The organism is Haloarcula sp. JP-L23 (assembly GCF_011602445.1).
In the GTDB taxonomy this organism is placed as follows: Archaea; Halobacteriota; Halobacteria; order Halobacteriales; family Haloarculaceae; genus Haloarcula; species Haloarcula pellucida.
On record NZ_CP050014.1, the window covers coordinates 2,037,552 to 2,060,479 of the forward strand.

At 65.6% G+C, this 22,928-nt stretch carries 19 protein-coding genes; 7 read left to right on the plus strand and 12 right to left on the minus strand.

Annotation, left to right across the window (positions count from 1 at the left end; translation table 11 throughout):
• Positions 1 to 4: 4 nt before the first annotated feature.
• A complete protein-coding gene (locus G9465_RS10525; protein WP_166969717.1) occupies positions 5 to 3,061 on the minus strand; it encodes an oligosaccharyl transferase, archaeosortase A system-associated in 3,057 nt (1,018 codons plus the stop codon).
• 96 nt (positions 3,062 to 3,157) lie between these two features.
• Here G9465_RS10525 and aglG point away from each other — a divergent pair, with 96 nt between their 5' ends.
• Entirely contained in the window at positions 3,158 to 4,096 is a 939-nt protein-coding gene (gene aglG / locus G9465_RS10530; protein WP_166969719.1) for a glucosyl-dolichyl phosphate glucuronosyltransferase, read from the plus strand.
• Between the two features lie 4 nt (positions 4,097 to 4,100).
• On the plus strand, positions 4,101 to 5,246 hold the full coding sequence (locus G9465_RS10535) for a glycosyltransferase family 4 protein (RefSeq protein ID WP_166969721.1): 1,146 nt from the start codon (positions 4,101 to 4,103) through the stop codon (positions 5,244 to 5,246).
• On the opposite strand, the gene G9465_RS10540 is transcribed toward G9465_RS10535, so the two are convergent.
• From G9465_RS10540 to asnB (G9465_RS10565), 6 genes are read right to left on the minus strand one after another with little or no spacing between them, the layout of a single operon-like run.
• Complete coding sequence (locus tag G9465_RS10540) at positions 5,247 to 6,605, minus strand: sulfatase (RefSeq protein ID WP_166969723.1); 1,359 nt, start codon at positions 6,603 to 6,605, stop codon at positions 5,247 to 5,249.
• Positions 6,606 to 6,659: 54 nt separating this feature from the next.
• Complete coding sequence (locus G9465_RS10545; protein ID WP_166969725.1) at positions 6,660 to 8,099, minus strand: oligosaccharide flippase family protein; 1,440 nt, start codon at positions 8,097 to 8,099, stop codon at positions 6,660 to 6,662.
• Positions 8,099 to 9,520: a sulfatase gene (locus tag G9465_RS10550; RefSeq protein ID WP_166969727.1), complete on the minus strand. Its 1,422-nt coding sequence runs from the start codon at positions 9,518 to 9,520 to the stop codon at positions 8,099 to 8,101. Before G9465_RS10550 ends, G9465_RS10545 begins: the two co-directional genes overlap by 1 nt.
• 45 nt (positions 9,521 to 9,565) lie before the next feature.
• Complete coding sequence (asnB, locus tag G9465_RS10555; protein WP_166969729.1) at positions 9,566 to 11,398, minus strand: asparagine synthase (glutamine-hydrolyzing); 1,833 nt, start codon at positions 11,396 to 11,398, stop codon at positions 9,566 to 9,568.
• Positions 11,398 to 12,474: a glycosyltransferase family 4 protein gene (locus G9465_RS10560; protein WP_166969731.1), complete on the minus strand. Its 1,077-nt coding sequence runs from the start codon at positions 12,472 to 12,474 to the stop codon at positions 11,398 to 11,400. Before G9465_RS10560 ends, asnB (G9465_RS10555) begins: the two co-directional genes overlap by 1 nt.
• On the minus strand, positions 12,471 to 14,303 hold the full coding sequence (asnB, locus tag G9465_RS10565; RefSeq protein ID WP_166969733.1) for an asparagine synthase (glutamine-hydrolyzing): 1,833 nt from the start codon (positions 14,301 to 14,303) through the stop codon (positions 12,471 to 12,473). Before asnB (G9465_RS10565) ends, G9465_RS10560 begins: the two co-directional genes overlap by 4 nt.
• Positions 14,304 to 14,793: 490 nt before the next feature.
• Between asnB (G9465_RS10565) and G9465_RS25600 the strand changes: the two genes are divergently transcribed.
• Positions 14,794 to 15,315: a hypothetical protein gene (locus G9465_RS25600; protein WP_227015524.1), complete on the plus strand. Its 522-nt coding sequence runs from the start codon at positions 14,794 to 14,796 to the stop codon at positions 15,313 to 15,315.
• Here G9465_RS25600 and G9465_RS10575 read toward each other — a convergent pair.
• Complete coding sequence (locus G9465_RS10575) at positions 15,306 to 16,151, minus strand: TrmB family transcriptional regulator (protein ID WP_166969735.1); 846 nt, start codon at positions 16,149 to 16,151, stop codon at positions 15,306 to 15,308. The two genes, G9465_RS25600 and G9465_RS10575, sit on opposite strands and share 10 nt — an antisense overlap.
• A gap of 328 nt (positions 16,152 to 16,479) precedes the next feature.
• Between G9465_RS10575 and aglJ the strand changes: the two genes are divergently transcribed.
• Positions 16,480 to 17,511: an S-layer glycoprotein N-glycosyltransferase AglJ gene (gene aglJ / locus G9465_RS10580; protein ID WP_166969737.1), complete on the plus strand. Its 1,032-nt coding sequence runs from the start codon at positions 16,480 to 16,482 to the stop codon at positions 17,509 to 17,511.
• Here the strand turns inward: aglJ and G9465_RS10585 are convergent.
• A complete protein-coding gene (locus G9465_RS10585) occupies positions 17,508 to 17,834 on the minus strand; it encodes a hypothetical protein (RefSeq protein ID WP_166969739.1) in 327 nt (108 codons plus the stop codon). The two genes, aglJ and G9465_RS10585, sit on opposite strands and share 4 nt — an antisense overlap.
• 49 nt (positions 17,835 to 17,883) lie before the next feature.
• On the minus strand, positions 17,884 to 18,234 hold the full coding sequence (locus G9465_RS10590; RefSeq protein ID WP_166969741.1) for a helix-turn-helix domain-containing protein: 351 nt from the start codon (positions 18,232 to 18,234) through the stop codon (positions 17,884 to 17,886).
• A gap of 136 nt (positions 18,235 to 18,370) precedes the next feature.
• Between G9465_RS10590 and G9465_RS10595 the strand changes: the two genes are divergently transcribed.
• Both G9465_RS10595 and G9465_RS10600 read left to right on the plus strand, forming a co-directional pair.
• Positions 18,371 to 18,790, plus strand: a complete 420-nt coding sequence (locus G9465_RS10595; protein WP_166969743.1) for a DoxX family protein — start codon at positions 18,371 to 18,373, stop codon at positions 18,788 to 18,790.
• A 150-nt stretch (positions 18,791 to 18,940) separates the two neighbouring features.
• Positions 18,941 to 20,593: a rhomboid family intramembrane serine protease gene (locus tag G9465_RS10600; RefSeq protein ID WP_166969745.1), complete on the plus strand. Its 1,653-nt coding sequence runs from the start codon at positions 18,941 to 18,943 to the stop codon at positions 20,591 to 20,593.
• 15 nt (positions 20,594 to 20,608) lie between these two features.
• Here G9465_RS10600 and G9465_RS10605 read toward each other — a convergent pair whose 3' ends face one another.
• Together G9465_RS10605 and dph2 are read right to left on the minus strand one after the other, a co-directional pair.
• The gene (locus G9465_RS10605; protein WP_166969747.1) at positions 20,609 to 21,232 is read right to left on the minus strand and encodes an METTL5 family protein; all 624 of its coding nucleotides are present in this window, start codon (positions 21,230 to 21,232) and stop codon (positions 20,609 to 20,611) included.
• Between the two features lie 87 nt (positions 21,233 to 21,319).
• Positions 21,320 to 22,366: a diphthamide biosynthesis enzyme Dph2 gene (gene dph2, locus G9465_RS10610; protein ID WP_166969749.1), complete on the minus strand. Its 1,047-nt coding sequence runs from the start codon at positions 22,364 to 22,366 to the stop codon at positions 21,320 to 21,322.
• 92 nt (positions 22,367 to 22,458) lie between these two features.
• Here dph2 and G9465_RS10615 point away from each other — a divergent pair, with 92 nt between their 5' ends.
• Positions 22,459 to 22,857 carry a YlbF family regulator gene (locus G9465_RS10615; RefSeq protein WP_166969751.1) on the plus strand — a complete coding sequence of 133 codons (399 nt, stop codon included), beginning with the start codon at positions 22,459 to 22,461 and terminating at the stop codon, positions 22,855 to 22,857.
• Positions 22,858 to 22,928: the final 71 nt, after the last annotated feature.

The window sequence follows — 22,928 nt, forward strand, 5'->3', positions numbered from 1 at the left end:
GCGGTCAGGGACGTGCCTGAACCTGTGTCGGCTCTGTGAGTGCGCCGGGCGTACTCGTGGCCGTCTCCGTACTGGTCGCCGTCGCTGTCTCGTTGGTCGACTCCCCGTTCGACGTTTCGTTCGTCGCCGTCTCGTTGGTCAGGGCGTCGTCTGTCGAGGACTCGTTGGTGGTCGTCTGGTTGTTCGGCTGGCGCTCGAAGAGCGGCGTTAGGTCCACAGTCGACGCCGTCTCGTTCTCGCCGATGACCTGTCCTTCGGAGACGGCCGTCGTCCCCGTAAACACCATCGGACTGCCGTTCTGTGTTCCCCTCGCAGTCAGTTGATACTGCGAGTCAGCGCGAACACTGACGTTCGTGTACCCTTCCTCGGTCCCCCACTTATCGTAGCCGGTAGTGGAGTACGGGACCGTCATCTCGAAGTCCCCGTTCGCGTCCGTCTGGACCTGCTGGCGGTAGACGAACGTCTCGTTGGTCTGGTGGTTGCGCATCCGGACGGACGCGGTGACCGTCGTGTTCGCGGGTCCGGTGCCTTCGATAGTCGCGCCGGGGACCCGTTCGAATATCTTCGTCCACGCGGGGTTGTTCTGGCTCATCAGGTCGGCCGATGCCTCGGGCATACAGAACGTCTGCCCGTTGAGCGGCAGGGTAGTCGCGTTGGCCGAACAGGTTCCGTTCGTCGCCGGTCGGAACCGAGCACCGATGCTCTGTGACTCTACGAGCATCCCCCGGTTGTGGGAACTCGATTCGTAGGCGGAGCGCTCGCTAGAGCCGACATAGCGGTACTGCTCCATCGCGGGCACCCGTTGGCTCGGAACGGTTCCGAAGCCGCCGACCTGCGCGGTGCTGTCGTTCTCGACGTAGGCGCGTGCCTGCTCCATCGTGTTGAACGACTTGATAGTTTGTCCGTCGGACGGCGGGGCGCGGTACTGCTGGCCGTTCTGCTGGGCGATTCGCCAGTCGAGTACGACCGGTTTCGGTTCGACGGCGCTCCCGTGGAACTCGTAGAGTCTGACGACCGTGGTGTTGTAGTACTCCTGCGTGCGGTACTTGAATCGCTGACCCGTCTGTGGGTTGGTGTAGATAGTGCGGTAGTAGTCGGTAGCCGAGACGTTCGAGACGTCGTAGAACCGGGGCGGGGCGAAGAACTTCCCGTTGTACCCGCCGTAGACGCTCGTCATCTTCCAGTCGACGGCTACGTACCGGGTGTGTGCGTCGTCCTCGTCGATGTTCTGGAGCACGTCGTTCGCCTGACTCTCGTTGGGCGCCAACAGGAAGTTCGCGGCGCTCGTCGCTCCCTGCTGGAACGGGTTGGCGTTCGGGATGCGCTCCCCTTCGACGGTGATGAGGTGCCCGTAGTCCCACCACGACATCACGCCGTACTCACCGGGCTGATAGTCGTAGTTGTCGCGGTTCTCGTAGGTTCCGTAGTACTCTAGGCTGCCGTCGCCGCCGGTTCCGTACGCACCTTCGGCGGGCGTGTTCTCCTGCATCCAGTCCAGGCCGTCGTTCCACCCTTGTGCTTCGTCACCGGGCGCTGCGCTCGCGCCGACGGCAGCCGCGGACGGCGCGACGAAGACGAGCGGGCCGACGATGGTGAACACGAGTGCGATGACGGTGAGAATCTGATAGACTTCCACGCCGTCGTCCGCAGAGAAGTCGACCCACTTGACGACGCGGCCGACGACGAAGGCCGTCAGTGCGGCCACCGGGAACACCAGATAGACGCCGAACCGAATCTGGGTGAACGACGCCGCGAGGATGAACGCGCCCCAGACGAGCATGAGGAACTGCTCTGCGGGGGCGTCTCGGTCGAACAGTTGCTTACCGGCGATGTACAGCGCCCCGGCGATAGCGACGAACAGCGCGAGCCCGTAGTATCGGTAGAGTACGCCGGGATTTCGGAGCGGCGTCGCCTCACCGACCGAGGTCTGGGTCGCAGAGGGACTGGACGTGAATCCGACGACGCGGAGCACCTGATCGACGAAGTAGTTCAGGAGGTCCGGCGTGAGAATCGCCATCAGGACCGCGACGACGGCGATGATACCGCCGACGGTGACCGGATAGAGGTTGCGGTCGTACCCTTCCGACTCCATGTAGCGGGCGAGCCACGCCATGAAAACGGTGCCCGCACCGATAGAGAGCGCGAGCAACGGCTGGAGCAGCGAGTGGTCGGTCGCCGTAATCGAGAGCGTGCTGATGACGGCGAGTTCGAAGACGGTGACCGACCCCATCATCACGGCGCCAGCGATGGCGACGTGTTCGGGGCTCTTCCCCCGGACGAACTCGATAGTGAGCCAGAGGAGGAAGAAGACGCCGAGGATGCCGAGCAAGAGCACGGCGGGCGGCCACGTCCAGAGGTACAGCGCAATGGCCACGCCGGCGAGCACGGAGTATCCGACCGTGTCTCGGAGCGCGGCGACGTCTCGTTCGCCGAACTGCTCGTAGACTGGTTTGTCGCGCTCGGCGACGCTGATGGCCACCATCACGGCGAAGACGGCCGTCACCTGCAGGAGCCCCTCTGCGACCTGGTGGTCGTACGTGCCGACGAGGCTTCGCTGGAGGAACGTCCCGGCCGAGAGCGCGAGGACGACGACGGCCGTGACACCCCCGAGTCGGCCGCTGAGGCGACGACCCACGAAGTACGTCGGAATCGCCGCGACCGTCCCGAGGACGGCGGGGGCGACGAGTGCGACCATCCCGACGGTCTGTTCGGAGGGCGACCCCAGACCGACGATGAGCGCGACCGTCGCAAACACTTGGTCGAACAGCGTCCCGAACTGCCCCGAGGCGGTCCCGTTCGGGAAGTACGTCCACGGGTCGAACGGCATCGTCGCCGGCCAGTTCTCGACCACGTACATGGTCGAACGGAAGTGGTACCACGGGTCCTGCCCGCTGAACAGCACCTCGCCGTCGACGACGAAGTTCGAGAAGTTTCTGACTCTGTTCCACAGCATGAACCCGAGTAGTACCAGGAGTGTCGGGATATGGTACCACTCCTGTACCCAGTCCAGGGCGGACTCGAGTTCGGGGTTGTCGTCGAGATAGCCCCGCGATTGACTCATTGGTCCGAACCACTGCCAACGCGCGCATAAGCCTTTTGACCTCTCCTCGACCGCAGGATGGAAACGCCTAACAGCACCCGTGCTGGACCTGCGTGCATGCGCGTCTCGGTCGTCCTGTGTACGCATACGATGGAACGCTACGACGACTGTCGGGCGGCGGCCGAGAGCGTCCTCGACCAGTCGTACGATAGCGTCGAACTCGTCCTCGTCTCCGACGGTGACGAGGACGTATACGAACAGTACGAGGCGGCGTTCGGTGATCGTGACGACGTTCTGACCTACTGTAACGACGAGAACGTCGGCCTGCTCGAAAGCCGGAACAACGGCGCCGAAATCGCGACCGGCGACGTGGTCGCGTTCCTCGACGACGACGCCGTCGCCGACGAGGAGTGGGTCGAGAAACTCGTCGCGGCCTACGAGGCCGACGACGACCGCCTCGCGGTCGGTGGTCGGATGGTCCCCGCGTGGGTGGCCGGCAAGCCCTCGTTCCTCCCAGAGGAGTTCTACTGGCTCGTCGGCGTCACCAACCGCGGGTTCGGCCCCGACGGCGACCCCGACGAGGCCGGCGAGGTCCGCAACACGTTCGGGTCGAACATCTCGTTCCGGCGCGACGTGTTCCTCGAACTGGGCGGGTTCGAGGACGACATCGGCGGCCGGCAGGGAGAAAAGAACCTACAGGGCGGCGAAACGGAGCTATGTGCCCGGTTACAGAGCGAGTACGACACCGGCGTCTACTACGTCCCCGACGCGCTCGTCGCACACAAGATATTCGACTACCGGACGGACCCGGGATGGCTCGTCGACCGCGCGTTCTGGCAGGGCTACTCGAAACGCGGGATGGAGGTGTTCGTCCCCGAGTCGACCGGCGCGGAGTCCGACTTCCTCCGCGACCTCCTGTTCTCGTTCGCGCCCGACCGACTCGGCGGCCTCGTCCGGTCGCCCTCGGTCGCTGGCGTCCTCCAACTGGTCTTCCTGTTCGTCCTGACCGGGGCCGTCGGTGTCGGGTACCTCTACGGGATGTACGTCTGGGGGTGAGCAGATGACGGAGACAGAACTTCCCGACGTCTGTGTCGTCACGCACCCCCTCGCCGCGGCGGGGGAGAACGCCACACGGAGTCTGCTCGACATCCTCGCGGCGGTCACCAACGTGGCGCTGGTGACGGCCGACCTCCCGACGGACTCGGAGATACGCGAGCGCCGGGAACTCGTCGAACTCACGCGGAAAGGGGCCGGTGACTCGGTCGCCGTCGCCGCCGTCAGATTCCTGCTGAACCAACTGCGGATGTGTCGCGTGCTGGCAGAGCGTGACGAGGACGTCGTCCTGTTCTACGGGGCGACGTCGTACGTCCTGCCGATTGTCGCCGCTCGACTGCTCGGCAAGACGGTCCTCGTCGAACCGCGCGGCGACGTGCCGCTGACGCTCCGTCTCAACTGGGAACAGCGGATGCCAGCCCCGCTCGCCAGCGGCCTCGCGGGTCTCGTCCGCACGCTCGAACGCGCGGGCTTTTCCGTCGCCGACGGCGTCGTCACCTACACCCCCGAGATGGCTCGGCAACTGGACCTGCACCCGGAGGCCCCGACCGTCTACCCGACCGGTGCCCGATACGTCCGTACCGACGAGTTCGCCGTCTCCCGACCCTACGAGGACCGGGAGAGAGTCGTCGGCTTTCTCGGCCGCCTCGACGAGGAGAAGGGTATCCGCGAACTGGCCGAGGTGGCGAAGCGACTCCCCGAGGACGTGACGTTCCGGTTCATCGGCGACGGCGACCTTCGGGGGTGGCTCGAAGCCGAACTCGCGGACGACATCGACGCCGGCCGCGTCGAACTCACCGGGTGGGTCGACCACGACGACGTGCCCGCGCAGTTGAACGACCTGTCCCTGCTGGTCCTCCCCTCGCAACCGACTGAGGGTCTGCCGACGACGATTCTGGAGGCGCTTGCCTGCGGGACGCCCGTGTACGCCTCGCCGGTGTCGGGCGTCCCCGACGTGGTTCGCGAGGGTGAGACGGGGTTCCTCATCGACTCTCGTGACCCGGCGGCGCTCGCCGACGGCATCGAGGCCATCCTCGGCCGGGACGACTTAGCCACTGTCAGCGAGACCGGACGGGACCTGATAGAGTCGGAGTACAGTTTCGAAGCGGCCTGCGAGCGCTACCGACAGATCCTGTTCGCGGCGTCGGCCTGACTACTCGGAGTAGCCGAGGCGGCGCAGTCGCTCTTTTACGTCTTCGTCCATGTCCGGCCGTTCGACGTCGTCGTCGGCCGTCGCACGGACGAGTTCGACGTGCTGGTCGACGCGCTTCTGGAGGCGGCGCGCCTCCGCGGGTTCGTCGTCGATGACGTTCGTCTGCTCCTCGGGGTCGGCCACGAGGTCGTACAACTCGTCGCCGCCCTCGTGCCGCCGGATGAGTTTCCATTCGTCCTCGCGGACGACGTAGTCTTCCTCGTTCTCGCCGTCGTCCCAGCCACCGACGACGTCTGTCCGGGGGTACTCGCCGCCTTCGAGCAAGCCGAGGAGGCTGTGGCCCTGCCAACTGTCGGGTCGGTCGAGACCGGCGACGTCGACGAGCGTCGGCGGGAGGTCCGTGAGGCCGACGATGTCGTCGTACTCGCCGGTCTCGCCGACGCCGGTGAAGAACAGCGGGACGTGGGTCTTCACGTCGTAGGGCTTTGCGCCGCTGAAGTAGTCGTGTTCGAGGAAGTGTTCCCCGTGGTCCGCGGTGAGGGCTGCGACGTACTCGTCGCCCCACTCCTCCTCGACGACGTCGAACAGTCGGCCGATCTCCTCGTCGTTGAACAGTATCTCCGCGTCGTAGAGGTCGATGAACGTCTGGTACTCCTCCTCGGTGACGTTCTCGGGTTCCTCGATGAACTTCCGGCGCAGTTTGATGGACTCGCGGTCGCCGATGGGTTCGTCACGGAACTCCAGTTGGTACTCCTCCGGCGGCAGGAACGGGTGGTGGACGTCCATGTAGTGGACCCACAGGAACTCGGGGTCGTCGGCGTCGCCGCCGGACCTGAGGAACTGGATAGCCTTGTCGGTTATCTCGTCTGCTGGCACGTGGTAGTTCCCGACGTTGATGCCCCCGCTGGATTCGAGGAGGTCGTACCCGCGCTGGAGGAGCGGGAAGATGGGGGTCCCTTCCAGATTGGACTTCGCGAACTTCCGGGCTTTCGTCATCGCCGACTCGTCCGGTGCCGAGTCGAAGAACTCGTCCCAGCCCCGATCGTAGCCGAACTGGGCGGAGAGATAGAGGTTCGAGTGGAAGCCGCCGGTCCGGTAGCCGGCGTCGTCGAAGACCTCCGAGACGATGGTCTGACGGTTCGAGACGCGGTCGTGGCCGCCGTACATGAGCGGCGTGACCCCGGTCAGAATCGAGGGAAACGAGAAGACGGTGCCGCCGACGTGTGCGAAGGCGTTCGTAAAGCGGGCGCCGTCCCCGGCGATGCGGTCGATGTTCGGCGTCACGTCGCGGTCGTAGCCGTGGTACCCGACGTGGTCTGCCCTGAGAGAGTCGATAGTGATGAGGAGGACGTTCTGCATGTGCCCATGTGCCCCCCTTTCGTTCGTAAGGTTTGCTATTCGACCCGTCTGCGGTCACAGAACCGGGACGAGACCAGTCGCTTTGGTCCGCACGCGCGTGGATACCGCGAGCAACGCCGTGACGTAGACGCCGGCACCGGCCAACACGAGGAGGAGCGTCCAGAGTCGCCCGGACGGTGCCCGCCCGTGAAGCGGGACCAGTACGGCGACCATGAGCAGTGCGGCAAGCCCCTCGAACGCGATTTCGCGCGTCGGGACCGACAGATCGCCGATAATCCGACGGAGCGACCAGTAGCCGCCGACGGCGCGGAACCACGACGCGACGGCCGTCGCGACCGCCGCCCCGTACCACCCGAACTGCCAGACCAACACGACGTTCAGCACGACGTTAATCGTCACGAACGCGAGGTTGATTCGGTAGGCGACCTTCGGCTCGTCGACGGCGTTGATGACGCTGACGAACTGGCTCGCGTACACGTCAGCGCCGTAGGCCGCGATGAGTATCATGAGGATTTCGGCCCCCTTCGCGAACTCCGGCCGATAAAAGGCCAACACACGGCCACCGATGACCGCCACGCCGAGCAACCCGGGGATGACGAACACCCCAGCAAACACCAGCCCTTCGTCGAGATAGTGCTTGATACGTTCGTAGTTCCGGTCGGTGCTCAGGTCGCTCACCTCCGGGAACAGCGTCCTGCTGATGGACCCGGACACCATGCCCAGCAGTGACGCCAGCCCCCACGCCGCCTCGTAGATGCCGATGAGCGACGCAGTGACGAAAAACGAGAGGACGATGGTGTCCATCCACCCGAAGACGCGGGACCTGAGCGCCCCCATCCACGCGTAGCGAGCGAACCCGAGCAGGTCGCGAACCAGACTGAGCGGGGGTATCGTCGGCCGGACGCGGACGAGCGCGAGGCCGGCGAGGCCGACGACGAGGAGCGAGACGGCGTGGCCGAACGCCAGTCCGGCCACACCGAGTCCGAGCAGTAGCACGACCACCTGTAGCATCGTCCTGCCCGTCCGCTCGATGGCCTGCAATCCGCCCGAGGCGGCGACTCGCTTCTGTCCGTCCAGCCCCGCCATCGAACTCCGGAGGACGACGCCGCCGACGACGAGGCCCGCGATTGCCAGCGGGTGCGTCGAGAGGATGGCGACGAACTCCCGTTCCGACTGGGGCAGCGTCGCCTGTAGCACGCGACTCGCGAGCAACACGAGCGCTCCGAGGAGCACCCCGCCCGCGACGTTGATGGCGAACCCCGCAGAGAAGTACTCCCGAACTCGCTCGCCCTCGCTCATCCGCTTGCGGACCGCCGTCGAGACGGCGTTGGCCGGAATCCCCAGCCAGAAGAACCCGATGGCGACGATGATAGAATAGCTCCCGAGCCCTTCGGCCCCGAGCAGATACGCGATGACGAACGTCGCGGCGAACCCGGAGACCGAGGTGAGGACCTGCGTCCCGAAGTGCAGTATCGTCGTCTTACCGAGTCGCATCAGTCGAGATAGCCCAGGTCGGATAGCTGGCGTTGCATGGCGTCGTCGAAGGCGGCAGAGCCACCTTCCCCTACCGGGAGCCCCTCGGTCTCCCGGAACTCCTCGACGACGGCCGCGAGTTCGGCGTAGTCGTCCTCGAAAGCAGCGCTCACGTCGGTCTCCTCGTCCGGGTAGACGACCGGCCCGTCGTGGGCGTCGGGCGCCATCGCGTAGAGCGCGTCGCTGCCGCCCTCCTCGGAGAGGTACTTGTAGTCGTGGGTCCTGACCGCGGTCAGGAGGCCGCCGAAGTACCGATCCGTATCGAAGTCGGGGTTTCGCTCGATGTACTGCTCGAAGTCGGCCGGGCCCCTGCCAGCGAACGCGTACTCTCGGGTTTCCTCACGGACGTCGACGCCGTGTGTCCCCTGTCGGTCGGCCCCAGCGAGTCCCAAGAGCGTCTCCATGACGTCCATGTGCTGGACGATGTCGTCGGCGTCGGCCGCGAAGTCGTCGATGCCGTCGACTATCAGCGGGACGTGCAACAACGGGTCGTCGAGGCCGATCTTGTGTGCGAACAGCCCTCGCTCGCCGAACAGTTCGCCGTGGTCGGCGGTGACGACGACGATAGTGTCCGAGAGCGGGAGCGAGCGGATGTGGTCGTACAACTGCCCGACCATGTAGTCGGTGTAGGACACCTCCGCGTCGTACATCGCGACGAGGACGTCGAGCACGTCCGGGTCGACCGACTTCGACCCGGCGACGTAGTCGGTGACGTCGGTGTGCGAGTCCATCGCTATCTCGGCGGCCGTCTCGCCATCGACGGCTAACTCGTCTGCGAACTGGTCGCGGGTCATCCCCGGCGGGTAGTAGGGCCGGTGCGGTTCGTTGTAGTGGAGATAGAAGAAAAAGGGGTCATCGCCCTGCAGGTCGCCGAGCCACCGCTTCGCGACGTCGTTCATCACGAACGGCGTCGCGTGCTTCCCGGTGTCTGTGGTCAGTCCTGCGGAGTGAGTCCACAGGTTGGGCGCGAACTTGAGCAGGGTTCGGAGGCCGGCCGCTCGGTGGATGTTGTGCCCGGCGATCCAGCTAAAGCGGTCGAACCCTCGGTCCAACCCCGTCGCCTCGGAGAGGTAGCTGTTACGCGAGAGACAGGCCGTCCGATACCCGGCGTCGGCGAAGCGTTCGGCCACCGTCGGGAGTTCGTCGGGCAACCGCTCGCCGGTTATACCGACGGTGTTGTGCTGCGGGTAGGTTCCGGTCAGTATCGCGCCACTCGACGAGAGGGTGTAGTTGCCGTGGGCGAAACAGTTAGAGAAGGCTGTTCCGGACCGGGCGATGCGTTCCAGTTCCGGCGTCGTATCGCGGTCGTATCCCGCGAGTGTCGTGTGGTCCGCTCGGACCGAGTCGAGCGTTATCCAGATGACGTTCGGGCGGCGAGACATCCAATCAGCGTACCGTTCACTACCGGACAGTTAAACACTTGCCGTTCAATCCGCTCGGACGAACTCGTCGTACCACGCGACGTAGGTCAGCACCTTCCAGAGAGTCATCCCGTGGTCGGCGTTCCCGCGGCGGTGGGCCCGTCGGAGGGCGAAGACGGCGTCGGTGTCGAGGTACGGGGTCGCACCGACGTACGCTTCGGTCAACCATCCCGCGATGGCGTCGTGGTCCCGGCGGAACCACTCGCTGACGGGGACGTTGAAGCCGTGTTTGTCCCGCTCTAAGATACGTGCCGGGACCACGTCGTCGACGGCGTCGGTGAGCGCGCGCTTGTAGCCGGCCAGTTTGTAGTCGCTGGGGACGTTGTAGGCGTACTCGACGAGTTCGTGGTCCAAAAACGGGACCCGCGCCTCCAGCGACGCGGCCATGCTCGCCCGGTCGACCTTGTACAGCAGGTCGTCGGGGAGCCAGTAGCTGATGTCGTAGGCCGTCAGTCGCTGGAGCGTGTCGTCGTTCGCCCGCGCCGTCGCCGTCTCGACTTTCTCGGTCAGACCGCTCGACTCGGTGTCGTGATCGGTTTCGAGGTAGGTCTCGGGGCGTTCGTCGTCGTACCGCCGGGCCGATTCGAGGATGGCCCGGCGGTCGCTCTCCAGACTCGCGGCGTAGCGGACCGGCCGGCGGAGCGGGCCGGTGTACTCGCTCACGGCGTCGGCGGCGTCGAACGCGAACCGAGGGAGATAGCGCGCGTACTGCCGGTGTTTCGGGAGGAGTCGGTGTCGGTGGTAGCCTGCGAACAGTTCGTCGGCACCCTCGCCGGTGAGGACGCACTTGACCTCGTCGGCGGCGTACGCCGAGACGAGCATCGTCGGCAGGGCCGCGGCGTCTGCCAGCGGTTCGCCGTAGTGGGCGACGAGATCCGAGAACACGTCCATGTCGTCGATGTCGACGGTCAGTTCGTGGTGGTCCGTACCGAAGTGGTCGGCGACGAAGCGGGCCTCCTCGCTCTCGTCGGCCTCGGCCTGCTGGAACCCCACGGAGAACGTCTGCAAGTCGCCGTCGTAGTGTTCGTTGGCGAGGCCGACGATGGCCGAGGAGTCCAGCCCACCGGAGAGGAACGCGCCGACCGGCACGTCGGCCATCAGACGTCGCTGGACGGACGTATCGAGCAAATCGCGGATACGGTCGGCGATAGCGTCTCGGGTCCCCGTCACCGGCGACGGCGAGAGTTCCCAGTACCGACGACGCTCTACCCCGTCGTCGGTGACGAGCAGCGAGGTACCGGGTTCGACCTTCTCGACGGCCGAGAGCAGCGTCTCGGACCCCGGCGTGTACCGGACAGAGAAGAAGTTGTGGACCGCCCGCGGGTCCACGTCCCGACTGACTCCGGCACGGAGCAACTGCCGGAGTTCGCTGGCGAAGGCGAGGCCGTCGTCGACGGTGGCGACGTACAGGGGTTTGATTCCCACGCGGTCGCGTGCGAGGAACACCGACTCGTCGGCCTCGTCGTAGACGGCGAAGGCGAACATGCCGTTGAGGCGTTCGGGGAGGGACTGGCCCCACTCCTCCCACCCGTGGACCAGTACCTCGGTGTCGCTGTCGGTGGTGAACGTATGGCCCGACGACTCCAGTTCCGCCCGCAGCGAGTCGCGGTTGTATATCTCGCCGTTGAAGACGACGGCGACGGTGTCGTCCTCGTTGTAGATCGGCTGACTGCCGCCTGCGAGGTCCACGATTGAGAGTCGGCGCATTCCGAGCATCACGCCCGCGCGCTCGTCTACGTGCCGGCCACCCTCGTCCGGGCCCCGGTGGCGGATGCAGGCGAGCATCTCGTCTAAGCGGTTCTCGTCGACCCACCCGTAGACCCCGGCGATGCCACACATCAGCGGGCACCTCCGGCGCGGACGTCGTCGTACACCGTCTCCAGCGAGTCGACGATGGCGTCCCAGCTATGGTGCTCCTCGACGTACGTTCTGGCGTTCTCACCGAGTCTGTCGCGGGTGTCGTCCTCGGCGAACAGCGTCTCGATGCGGTCACGAAGCGCCGCTGGGTCGTCCATCGGGACGACGTAGCCAGTCTCACCGTCGGTGACGAGGTCGGGCAGGCCACCCGAGTCGGTGACGACTGGCGGCAGGCCCACCGCCATCGCTTCTAGGACGGTGTTCGGAAGCCCCTCGCCCTCGCGGGACGGCTGGACGAACACCCGTCCGTCGACGAGGTACTCGACGACCGCTTCGGGGTCGACGAGGCCGACGAACTCGGCGTCGACGCCCAGCGAGTCGGCCTGTGCCCCCAGTGCCTCGCGTTCCGGCCCGTCGCCGACGACGGTCAGCGAGTAGTCAGTGCCAGCGAGTGCTTCGAGCAGGACGTCGAGTCCCTTCCAGCGTTCGAGGCGGGCGACGAACACCACGTCGTCGCCGTCCGCTCGCGCCACTGGCAGTTCGACGCCGTTGCCGAGGACCCGAACGTCGGTCGGGTCGAACTCCGACTCGACGTCGGCGGCGATGTCCGAACCCTGTACGAGGACCGTCGTATCGCGGAGGACGGCGTCGATGCTCCACCGTTTCCCGGGCGTGTCCTTCATGAAGTAGTAGTCGCCGCCGCGAATCCACGCGAAGTAGGGCAGGCCGCGCAGTCTGGAGACGAGGTAGCCGACGAAGCCGTTGGGGTACACCATCATACACTGGAGGACGTCGTACTGCTTTGCGTCCCGCAGGAGCAACAGCGTCGCGCCGAGGACGAACGTGAGGGTGCTGACGAACGGCGACGACCGGACGTTCGGGACTCGAACCACGTCGTACGGGTGGTCGTCGGTCGGCGTCTCCTCGCCGTAGTCTTTCGTGTAGACGGTCACCTCGTGGCCCCGCGATTGCAGAGCGTCGGCCATCCGCATCGTCTGTGTCTCCGTGCCGCCGACGACGTTCGGCGGGAACTCCTTGACGAGTAGTGCGACGTTCATCGGTCGATAAAGGTCTCGTACCACTGTTCCAGCAGGACGAGGTCCCAGATGTGGTAGCCCAGATCTGCCTCGCCGCGCGTGTGTCTGTCCAACTTCGCGTCGAGTCCCCGCCGGTCGAACGGGTCCCGCGACCCGAGGGCGTCGAACTTCTCGCGGGCGTACTCCCGCAACGCCCCGCGGAACCACGCGTTGACGGGCACCGCAAAGCCCTGCTTGCTCCGCCCCTGTACGGCCTCGGGGATGTAGTCCTCGAAGGCCCGCTTGAGGAGCCACTTCTTCTCGCCCCGCCGCCACTTGTACTTCGCCGGAATCCGCGCGGCGAACTCGACGAGTTCGTGGTCCAGAAACGGCGAGCGAAGTTCCAGCGAGTGGGCCATGCTCGCCCGGTCGGCTTTCACCAACAGGTCGTCGGGGAGGTACGTCTGTACGTCCGTGTGGAGAATCCTGTCCAGGTGGGTCGGCCCGTCGGCGTTCTCGTAGGCCCGCCGGAGCGCCGCCAGTTCGTCGGCCGGTTCGGGACCGGTCCACACCTCGTCGGCGTCCTCGCCCTGCATGTGACAGATGTATGGTGCGTATCGCTCGACTGCGTCGCCGTCGGCGTTCGTGAGCAACCCGATAGCGCGGTCCGCGCTCTCGTGGGGGACGGCGTCGAGGACGGTTCGGCCGGCCTCGCGGACCGGTTCCGGCACGGCCCCCGCACGCTGGGTCAGCCAGTCGTACGTGTAGCGGTCGTAGCCGGCGAAGTTCTCGTCGCCCGCGTCGCCGGTGACGGCGACGGTGATGTCGTCGCTCGCCACCTGCGAGACGTAGTAGGTCGGAATCGCGGACGGGTCGCCGAAGGGCATCTCGTACTGGCGGACAAGTTCCGGTAGCACCGCCATCGCGTCCGGCGTGACTGTGTACTCCGTGTGGTCGGTGTCGTACTCTCGGGCCACCGCACGTGCGTAGTCGAGTTCGTCGTACTCGCCGAACCCGATAGAGTACGTCTCGATGTCCGTCTCGGCCACCTCGTCCATCAGGCCGGTGACGATTGTCGAGTCGACGCCGCCGGAGAGGAACACGCCGAGTGGCACGTCGCTTCGCATTCGCAGGCGCGTCGCCTCCGTCAGTTTCTTCCGGAGTTTGTCGGCCAGTTCGCCCGGTCCGGCGGTGAACTGGTCGCGGTAGGACAGCGACCAGTAGGTGTCTATCCGCATCCCGTCGTCGTCGACGACGGCGTACTCGCCCGGTTCGAGTTGCCGAATCTCGTCGAACCCGGTCGCCGGACTGGGGACGTACTGGTAGGTGAGGTACGCCCGGATGGCAGGCAGGTCGGGTCGGCGGGGGACGTCGTCGTCGGCAAGCAGCGCCGAGATGGTCGAGGAGAACGTGAAGCCGTCGTCGCCGTCGTGATAGAACAGGGGCTTCTGTCCGAGTCTGTCGCGTGCGAGGACGAGGCGCTCTTCGCGTTCGTCCCAGATGCCGAACGCGAACATCCCGCGGAGCATCGAGAGGCAGTCGAGGCCGTGTTCCTCGTAGAGGTGGAGCAGAACTTCCGTGTCCGTCTCCGACCGGAACGAGTAGTCGCCGAGGCCGTCACGGAGTTCGCGGTAGTTGTATATCTCACCGTTGAAGACGATGTGGACCGTCCCGTCGGCGTTGGCCATCGGTTGCCTGCCGGCCGCCGAGAGATCGAGAATCGAGAGTCGCCGGTGTGCCAGCATCGCGGGGCCGTTCGCGTACACGCCGTCGGCGTCCGGACCGCGGTGGGTCATCTGCTCGGCCATCCGGTCGCCGAGGTCCGCCGACGGTCGGTCGCCGAACGACACCTTCCCGCCGATTCCACACATTGGGTGTCCCTTCCCCACCGCGGTAATAAAGCGTTGGTATACACGCCAATGCCGCCGGTCGAATCGCCGCGCGGCACCGCTGGCGGGGTTCGACGGACTTAACACGGTTTGCCGAGGACCACACCACGTCGAATGTACGGCCTCGAAGAACTCCGTGAGGCGCTCTCTAACCCCCATCTGGTACTGCGAGAACTGAACCGGGCCTACCACCGACGGCTCTACACCAGACCGTACAACACCGCCGGTATCGACGTCTTCGAGGCCGACTGGGACAACCTCGTTATCCTCGACGCGTGTCGCTACGACGTCTTCTGTGAACACACCGACTTCGAGGGCGTCGAGACGCGCACCTCCCGTGGCGGGGCGACCCCCGAGTTCGTCAGAGGGAACTTCACCGGTACACAGCGCCACGACGTGGTGTACGCCACGGCGAACACGTGGTACTTCGAACTCGAAGACGAGATAGACGCCGAGGTCCACGCGGCGCTGTATGCCCCGACCGCGACCCGAGGTGCTGACCGAGAAAGCTCTCGACGCCGCCGAAGAGTATCCGAACAAGCGCCTCGCTGTCCACTACATCCCGCCACACCACCCGTTCAAGGGACCGACCGCCGACGAGCACTTCCCCTCCTACGAAGACCAATCGGACGCCCTCTTCGAGCGTATCCAGCGGGGGGACCTCGACATCGACGACGAGACGCTCCGACAGGCCTACGTCGAGAACCTCGAGTGGGTCCTCCCGGAAGTCGAGCGCCTCCTCTCGGAACTCGACGGGAAGACGGTCGTCACCGCAGACCACGGCGAATTGCTCGGCGACCGCACTGCTCCGGTCCCCGTGAGAGACTACGGCCATCACGTCGGTCTCTACGTCGACCAACTGGTCGAGGTCCCGTGGTACGAGTCGACCAACGGGTCGCGTCGACGTATCGTCCCGGAGGAACCGGATACGGACGTGACCGACGTCGAGAAGGAGTCCGTCGAACAGCGGTTAGAGGAACTGGGCTACCGCTGAGGGTCGGCGACGCTCTCGTACTCCCACACCAGATCGAAGTACCGCTTCATGCCGGCGACGAACGACCCGTTCTCGGTGAGCGCCGCCTGTCGCATGTGGTCGGGCACGTCGGGTTCCTCGACGAGGAGGATGGCCTCGCCGCCCTCGTAGTCCATGCTCGGGTCGACCAGCGTGCCGCGCCACGGCAGTTTCTCCGTGCTGAACCGGACGCCGACAGAGGGATACTCCGCGGCGAGGCGCTCCACCACGTCCGCCTGCACCGCGGCCTTCTCGGCCGGCAACATCTCGGGATGGAGAAAGAGGACGGCGACGTCGATACCCCTGTCGACGGCGTCTTCGAGCGCTCGCTCGACGCTGTCGAGGTACGCGAAACTGTTGGTGATGACCCGGAGCGTCTCCGCGGCGTCGTCGTAGAGGCGACGCGTCTCGCGTTCGCTCGGCGCGCCCACGTCGACCACGTAGAACAGTTCGGCCGTCGGCGAGATGTCCTCGCTCGCACGCTCGTATCGAGGTCGATACTCCGCGAGGAACGCGTCGCGGTGGGCCTCGATGTCGCTGGCAAAGCCCTCGAACTCCTGCCGGCGGTTCTCGACCGTTCGGTCCAGAATCTCCTCGGGCGCTTTCGGCTGGTACTCTTTCGGCCGGCCGGGAATCACTTTGATGAACCCGCGGTCGGCGAGGGCATCGAGGACGCCGTAGATGCGTGCCTTCGGGATGCCGGTCGCTTCGGCGAGGTTCGGGGCCGTGGTCCGGCCGAGCGACAGCAACTCCTCAAGGGCCGTCGTCTCGTACTCGGTCAGCCCAACGCTTTCGAACACGTCGGACGCATCGGTCATAGGCCCTCGTTCGCTTCCGGGCACCTAAAACACGCGGGAGCAGCGCCGGAAAGTATTTACCGAATGTGCCACATAGTTACTCGTAACGTGAGTAACCAAGAGACAACAGCGGTCGACCGTGACGACGCGCATCTGGCGGACGTAGCGGACGGGTGTGGCTGTGTCGAGGTGTGGGAACACGTGAGCGAGCAGCGAGACGAGTAACCGCCTCGCTTGCGACGGCCCGACTGCACTCGTCTCCGTTCGTCCTTCCGGTCGGAGACCGCTGTGCTCTCTCCGCCGACCGCGGACCCGTATTTATTTGGGCGAGCGGGGTAGACTTCGGGTAATGGCCGACCGCGACGACGTCTGCGTGTTGCTTCCCGCTTACAACGAGGCCGAGACTATCGAGAGCGTCGTCAGGGGGTTTCGCGACCAAGGGTTCGACAACGTACTCGTGATAGACGGCGGGTCGACCGACGGGACTCGGGACCTCGCCGCCGAGGCCGGCGCTCGCATCGCCAAACAGCGAGGCAGCGGCAAGGGACAGGCCGTCCGCGAGGCCGTCTCCCGCCACGTCGACGCCGAGTTCGTGCTGATGGCCGACGCCGACGAGACGTATCGCCCTGACGAGGCCGACCGGATGCTCGAACCGCTGTTCGAGGGCCGGGCCGAACACGTCATCGGCAACCGCTTTGCCGACATGCAACCCGGCGCAATGACTCGGCTGAATCAGGTCGGGAACAAGATAATCAACTGGTCGTTCTCGGTCATCCACGGCCACTATCTCACCGACATCCTCTCGGGCTACCGGGCGTTCACCCGCGAGTCCTTCGAGCGCCTCGCGCTCTCCTCGGAAGGGTTCGGCATCGAAACGGAGATGGCCGTCGAATGCGTCAAACACGGCGTCCGGACGGAAGTCGTCCCCATCACCTACGAGCCACGGCCCGACGAGTCGGAGACGAACCTCCGGCCGTTCCGGGACGGCGGGACGATCATCGTCACGCTCTACCGAATGGCGAAGACCAACAACCCGCTGTTTTACTTCGGGAGCGTCGGGTTCGGCACCATCGGCGTCGGCGTCGCGCTCGGCGCCTTCGTCGTCTACGACTGGGTCGTCAACAGCATCTCACACGAAGTCATCGCGATGGTCGGCGGCGTCGCCATCATACTGGGTATCCAGTTGCTGATGTTCGGCGTCCTCTCGGACATGATAGTGACCGTCAACCGGGAGCAGACGCGACGGCTGGAGGACATCGCCCACCGACTCGGCGGCCAGCAACCGCCGTCGGCGGGCGTCGAGACTGACGACAGCGTCGAAAACGCGTCTGCGGAGGACGACGCCGAGACGGCCGTCTCGGCTCGGGACCGGCAGGGCTAGAAGGGGACCAGCGAGCGGAGTTGTGAGAGGAGGCTCGTACCCGTCGCCTCCCGCTTGCGCTCGAACACGGGGTGGAGCGCGTTGAGCAGTTCCTGTTCGTTCTCGAACTCGCGGACGTCCGCCTCTTCGAGCGCGTCGGCGACCGTCACGCTATGTCCCGTTACGTCGTACGGCACCTCGACGTGGCCGGCGCGCTCACGGACCGTACGAGCGTCCGCGGGGTACTCGATGGCTATCTCGCTCAGTCTGGCGTCGAGTGCCGCGATGCCGAACTCGATGACGTCCGGCTCGTCGCTGTCGTCGGCTGGTGGCCGTACTCCCATTGGTTGGTGTCACGGCCTAGGGGATGGAAAATCCTGTGTTCTGCTCGGCTCAGTCGTTGCAGGAAGCGAGCCACTCCTCGGCCCAGCACGCTATCTCGTCGAACACCGGACAGAGCGATTCACCCTTGTCGGTGAGGCGATAGTACGTGGCGACGGGTGCGTCTTCCTCCAGTCGCCGCTCGACGAAGTCCATCTCCTGTAGGTCATCGAGGACGCGCGAGAGCGTCCGAGAACTGGCGTCAGTGGCCCGCTTGAGTTCGTTGAATCGGCGCTCGCCGTTCTGCAGTTCGTGGAGGACGACCAGTCGCCACTTCGATCCGATCTGTTCGAGCGACTCGATGACCGCACAGGGGCCCTCGTCCTCGGTTTCGCCTGCCTCTGAGAAGACTTCTGATGACATCGGTGATATCTGGTATCTCCTATGTCCGGGAAGCGATATATAGGTTCGCATTCGAACCAAGTAACGTAATGAAACTACTACTCGCTGTCCGGCCCGCCCGCAAGACGACCGCCGTCGTGACGGAGGTGGTCGCCTGATGGTGTTCGACACTGCCGGTGCGGCCGAACTGTTCCTGCTCGGGCGGATTCTCTTCGGTGGGGTCCTCGCTTTCACGGGCCTGAATCACTTCACGAACGCCGACCAGATGGTCCCCTACGCCGAAATGAAGGGGCTGCCGGCCCCAGCGGCGTCCGTCTACGCCAGTGGTGGCCTCCTCGTGTTCAGCGGCCTCTTGCTCGTCGTCGGCGCGTACCCCGTCGTCGCGGCGGGCGCACTCGCCACGTTCCTGCTGGCGTCGGCCGTCATCATGCACGACTTCTGGGCCGTCCCGGCGGACCAGCGACAGGACGAGCTGACGCAGTTCCTGAAGAACGTCGCGCTGGCCGGCGGCGCGTTCACTCTGCTGACCGTCGCAGGTACCACGTGGCCCTACAGCGTCGGCATCGGTCTCGTCTGAAGACGGACCGTTCTTTCCCTCGGTCGTTCGAAGCCCGTTTTTCCGAACCGTACTGGCGAGCAGTGCCACCGCCTCCAGACGCGGCGATGTCGGCAGAAGCACACGTTTCGGCGCCACTCATAAGCCGCCACCGTCCAGAGGTAGGAGTGCATGATGCAGTCGTCGTTGCCGGGCGTGTTGGACGCGGTGCCGGTCCGGTCGCTCACCGTCGTCGTCACAGTCGCCGTGGTACTCGTCGGCGTGCGCCGCCTCGCCGGCGAGCGACTCACGACCGCCCTCCGCCGTCGACTCCTCCTCGGTGTGCCGTGGGGGACGCTCCTGACGACGGTCGGCGTCCTCGCTATCTATCTGTTCGTACAGGGGGCGTGGTGGCATTCACGCCCCCTCGTCACGCCGTTCCGGACGTGGTCGTACTTTTATCCCCTCGGGATGCTGACCGGGGCGTTCACCCACGGCGGCGACGCACACATCACCGGGAACCTCCTCGGCACCGTCGCGTACGGTACCGTGGTCGAATACGCCTGGGGCCACTATCCCCGGAGCCGTGGTTCCCAGACGTTCTCGTCCCCGTCGACGAACCCGTTCGCTCGTATCCTCGCCGTCCCAGCGGCGATGACCGTCGTCGGCGTGTTCTCCGGCCTGTTCGCTGTCGGCCCCGTCGTCGGGTTCTCCGGCGTCGTGTTCGCACTGGCGGGGTTCGCGCTGGTCACCCGCCCGTTCCTGTTTCTCGGCGCATTGCTGGGGAGTCGCGTCGTCGAACAGGTGTACAGGGCGCTGCTGTTCCCCCAACCGACCGTCGGCGGAAGCGCCCGATTCGTCACGCCGTGGTGGGCGAACATCGCGATTCAGGGCCACGCGGTCGGCCTCCTCGCGGGCGTCGTCTCCGGTGCCGTCTTCCTGTGGGCACGGCGCGAACGCCCCGCGACGACGCGGGTGTTCTTCGCGACGCTGGTCTTCGGGGTCTCGAACGGCTTGTGGGCGGTTTACGTCCCGGTCGGTGGCGGTCGGTTCACGCTGTTCCGATGGCTCGGGACGGCGCTGGTGTTCGTCCTCGCCCTCCTCGTGGCGGCCGCCACCGCGCGGATGGACCGGGGACTCCTTCCGACGTTCGAACGCGACTGGCAGTCTATCGCGGGCCTCGCCCTCGTCGTCGCCTTCGGGGCCCTCTGTCTCGCCTCCGTCCCCGCGAACACCGCGGCCATCGGCCCGGACGACGTGCCCGCGGACGGCGTCGAAGTCCGCGACTACGTCGTCACCTACGACGAGAACGTCCGCAACGAGTACGTCGCCGGCATCTCGCTGCCGTTTGACCTCGCGGGCGACCGGACGAACGTCACCGAGAGCGGCGTCATCGTCGCCAGCGACGACCGGGAGATATGGATTGTACAGGTCCAGAAGGGCCAACTCGCGCTGAACCAGCGTGCCTCGGTCGTCGTCGGCGGCCCCGGGTGGCGCGAGACGGTGTACGCCAACCGAACGGGGTGGAACGTCCTCGGCAACAAGACCATCTATCGCGTCCAACTCCGTCGCGAGGGCGGTGAGCGCCGGACCGTCTTCACCTCGCCGCCGTCGACGGCCGACACCACCATCGGCGGGCGGAACGTCACCTTCAGGCCCGACGACGATGGGTTCATGATCGCGGTTCGTCGCGGCAACGCGACGGTAGACGTCGACCGGATGCCGCCGAACGCGACCGCACGGACCATCGGCGGACTGCGGTTCGAGAGAAACAGGACGCGACTGTACGCCGGTGTCAACGACACCCGCGTGAAAATCGCAGAGCAGCGACAGCCACCGAAGTGAGTCGGCGCTGTGGGCTCAGTCCCAGCGGATACGGTACACTTCCGCCGTGATGGTTCGGGAGTCCTCGTCGTGGAAGTCAAACTGCTTGGGGAGGTCGAACGCCGTCTCGAAGGCGTGGGTCACCTCGCCGCCGTTGTCGGCGGCGAAGGACTCGACGAACGCCTGACTCCCCTCGTTGTGGACGGAGTAAGAGACGGCGGCGACCTCGGCGGCGGTCGCGAGGAACTCCCGGTCGGCGTGTTCGTTGCCCGACTGCGCCCCGAACGGCGGGTTCATCACGACAGTGGTGTCCTCGGGTGGGCAGAGGGGTACCTGCGTCGCGTCCGCGCGCACCCACGAGACGGACGTCGTCGACCCGACTTTCCGCTCGTTGTCCCGTGCCGTCGACAGCGGTGCGGGGTCGATGTCGAGACCGACGACGGTGTCCGGACCCCTGAGTGCCGCGCCCAGTGCGAGCATCCCGGTCCCACACCCGAGGTCCACCACGGTCCGGTCTTGGATGTCACCTTGCAGGTCGGCCGTGTGGACGAGATGGGCCGCCAGGTCTGGCGGTGTCCGGTACTGTTCGAGACTGGCCAGTGGGTTGTCGAACCCCGCCACGACACCGAGTTGCTGGGCGAGCGCACTCTTTGTCGGCATCAGTGGCAATACGCCAGAATCATGCAAAAAGGTTTGCACATGTCTGGCGGTAATCTGTCGCCGTCGGACACGGACCGGGTCGGCTGGTCACCAGGTGCCGTGGAAAGTATCGAACTCCAGCGACTCCAGCGGTTCCTCGCCGATAGCGATCTCGTACTCGCCGGGGGTGAGCATCGGCTTCTTGAACTGCGGGCCGTCGTCGGTGGTGATACGCGGACACCCGGTGTTGACGTAGGCGTCCATCCCGAAGTTCGTCAGGCGGTCCGGTGTCACCTCGTCCATCGTGATGAGATAGGCGTCGTCGTTGTTCTCGACGATCTCCTGGGCCTGGTCCCAGCGGCCCTGTCCGATTTTGGTACAGAAGATGACGCCCCACGTCTCGGCGTCCATCGCCTTGTGGACCGAGGCGTAGCGCTGTTTCATGAACTGTTCCGTATCCGCAACGGTCAGTGCGTTGTTGACCGGGTCGGCGATGATGACCTTCTTGTCCGGGTGTTCCATCGCCAGTCCGAGCGGGTGGAACTTGCCGCCGCCGACGTAGAGAATCGTGTCGGCGTCGACGTCCGCAGATGCGTAGTTACACCCGAGGACCTGCCCCTCGTGTGTCAGTCGGTCGTCGCCCTTCCGGACGTGCACCTCGTAGCCCCGCTGTTCCAGCCACGAGCGCATCTCGTCGAACTTGTTCATGTGCTGGGCCGTCGTCACGAGGCCGACGTCGGGGTCCTCGTCGGGGTCTGCCAGTTCCTCCTCGGCGGCCTGTTCCATCATCGGGAAGACGTCGACGTTAGAGAAGAGGGGGACGTAGATGATCTTGTCCGATTCCTTCATCGGGGAGTGGCCGAAGTGGACGAACACGTCGGTGCGGCGCATCAGATAGGTGTCGAGGTCGCAGGCACCGTAACACGGCTGCCCGGAGATCATCACGGAGACGTCGTCGGGGAGTTCCTCGCGCAGGTCGTCGGCGACGGCGGGGCCGCGTCGTTTCAGCCCCTCGGGGAACTGTAGTCCGACCGTCTCTGCGTCCCGTTCGTCGACGGCGTCGACGATGCGGTCGAGTTCGTAATCCCACTCGCGGTCGTGTTTCAGCGAGAGGCCCGTGTTTCGGAGGTCACCCTCGGTACGCTCTTGGCTCATTGGACCTGCGTACTTGCTCGCGGGGTAAAACCTCCGCGCTTCGACCCGGGGTTTCGGCAAGCCTATACCGCGCGAGTCCTAACCGAACGGCGATGAGCATCGACAGCGACACCGCCGCCGACCCGACCGGCGACCGAGTCGACGAACTCGCGACGGCGTTCGGCGAGGCCATCGCCGAACTCCCGGTCTACAAGCGTTTCGTCGAGGCAAAGGAGGCCGTCGAGAACGACGACGAGGCACAGGAGGCCATCCAGGAGTTCGAACAGATTCGCGAGGAGTTCCAGCTCGCCCGTCAGACCGGTCGCGCGAGTCAAGAGGACCTGCGCCAACTCCAGAACGCACAGGAGGAGCTTCACGAGATTCCAGTCATGAGCGACTATCTGGCGGTCCAGAACGAACTCGAACTCCGTCTGCAGGAGCTCAACGAGATCGTCTCCGAGGAGCTCGCCGTCGACTTCGGCCAGAAGGCCGGCGGTTGCTGCGAAGACTGACGTATCGACGCCGATTCGGTCTTCGAATCCCCGTTTTACTTTCGAATCAGGCGTATCGACAGTGGCCGACT

Coding starts and splice junctions, on each gene's coding strand:
- G9465_RS10605 (WP_166969747.1), bottom strand. CDS start 21,232: ATGCCGACAAAGAGTGCGCTCGCCCAGCAACTCGGTGTCGTGGCGGGG.
- asnB (WP_166969729.1), bottom strand. CDS start 11,398: ATGTGTGGCATCGCCGGGGTCTACGGGTGGGTCGACGAGAACCGCTTA.
- G9465_RS10590 (WP_166969741.1), bottom strand. CDS start 18,234: ATGTCATCAGAAGTCTTCTCAGAGGCAGGCGAAACCGAGGACGAGGGC.
- G9465_RS25600 (WP_227015524.1), top strand. CDS start 14,794: ATGCCCCGACCGCGACCCGAGGTGCTGACCGAGAAAGCTCTCGACGCC.
- G9465_RS10615 (WP_166969751.1), top strand. CDS start 22,459: ATGAGCATCGACAGCGACACCGCCGCCGACCCGACCGGCGACCGAGTC.
- aglJ (WP_166969737.1), top strand. CDS start 16,480: ATGGCCGACCGCGACGACGTCTGCGTGTTGCTTCCCGCTTACAACGAG.
- G9465_RS10575 (WP_166969735.1), bottom strand. CDS start 16,151: ATGACCGATGCGTCCGACGTGTTCGAAAGCGTTGGGCTGACCGAGTAC.
- G9465_RS10550 (WP_166969727.1), bottom strand. CDS start 9,520: ATGTCTCGCCGCCCGAACGTCATCTGGATAACGCTCGACTCGGTCCGA.
- aglG (WP_166969719.1), top strand. CDS start 3,158: ATGCGCGTCTCGGTCGTCCTGTGTACGCATACGATGGAACGCTACGAC.
- G9465_RS10525 (WP_166969717.1), bottom strand. CDS start 3,061: ATGAGTCAATCGCGGGGCTATCTCGACGACAACCCCGAACTCGAGTCC.
- G9465_RS10560 (WP_166969731.1), bottom strand. CDS start 12,474: ATGAACGTCGCACTACTCGTCAAGGAGTTCCCGCCGAACGTCGTCGGC.
- G9465_RS10585 (WP_166969739.1), bottom strand. CDS start 17,834: ATGGGAGTACGGCCACCAGCCGACGACAGCGACGAGCCGGACGTCATC.
- G9465_RS10595 (WP_166969743.1), top strand. CDS start 18,371: ATGGTGTTCGACACTGCCGGTGCGGCCGAACTGTTCCTGCTCGGGCGG.
- G9465_RS10600 (WP_166969745.1), top strand. CDS start 18,941: ATGATGCAGTCGTCGTTGCCGGGCGTGTTGGACGCGGTGCCGGTCCGG.
- G9465_RS10535 (WP_166969721.1), top strand. CDS start 4,101: ATGACGGAGACAGAACTTCCCGACGTCTGTGTCGTCACGCACCCCCTC.
- dph2 (WP_166969749.1), bottom strand. CDS start 22,366: ATGAGCCAAGAGCGTACCGAGGGTGACCTCCGAAACACGGGCCTCTCG.
- G9465_RS10545 (WP_166969725.1), bottom strand. CDS start 8,099: ATGCGACTCGGTAAGACGACGATACTGCACTTCGGGACGCAGGTCCTC.
- G9465_RS10540 (WP_166969723.1), bottom strand. CDS start 6,605: ATGCAGAACGTCCTCCTCATCACTATCGACTCTCTCAGGGCAGACCAC.
- asnB (WP_166969733.1), bottom strand. CDS start 14,303: ATGTGTGGAATCGGCGGGAAGGTGTCGTTCGGCGACCGACCGTCGGCG.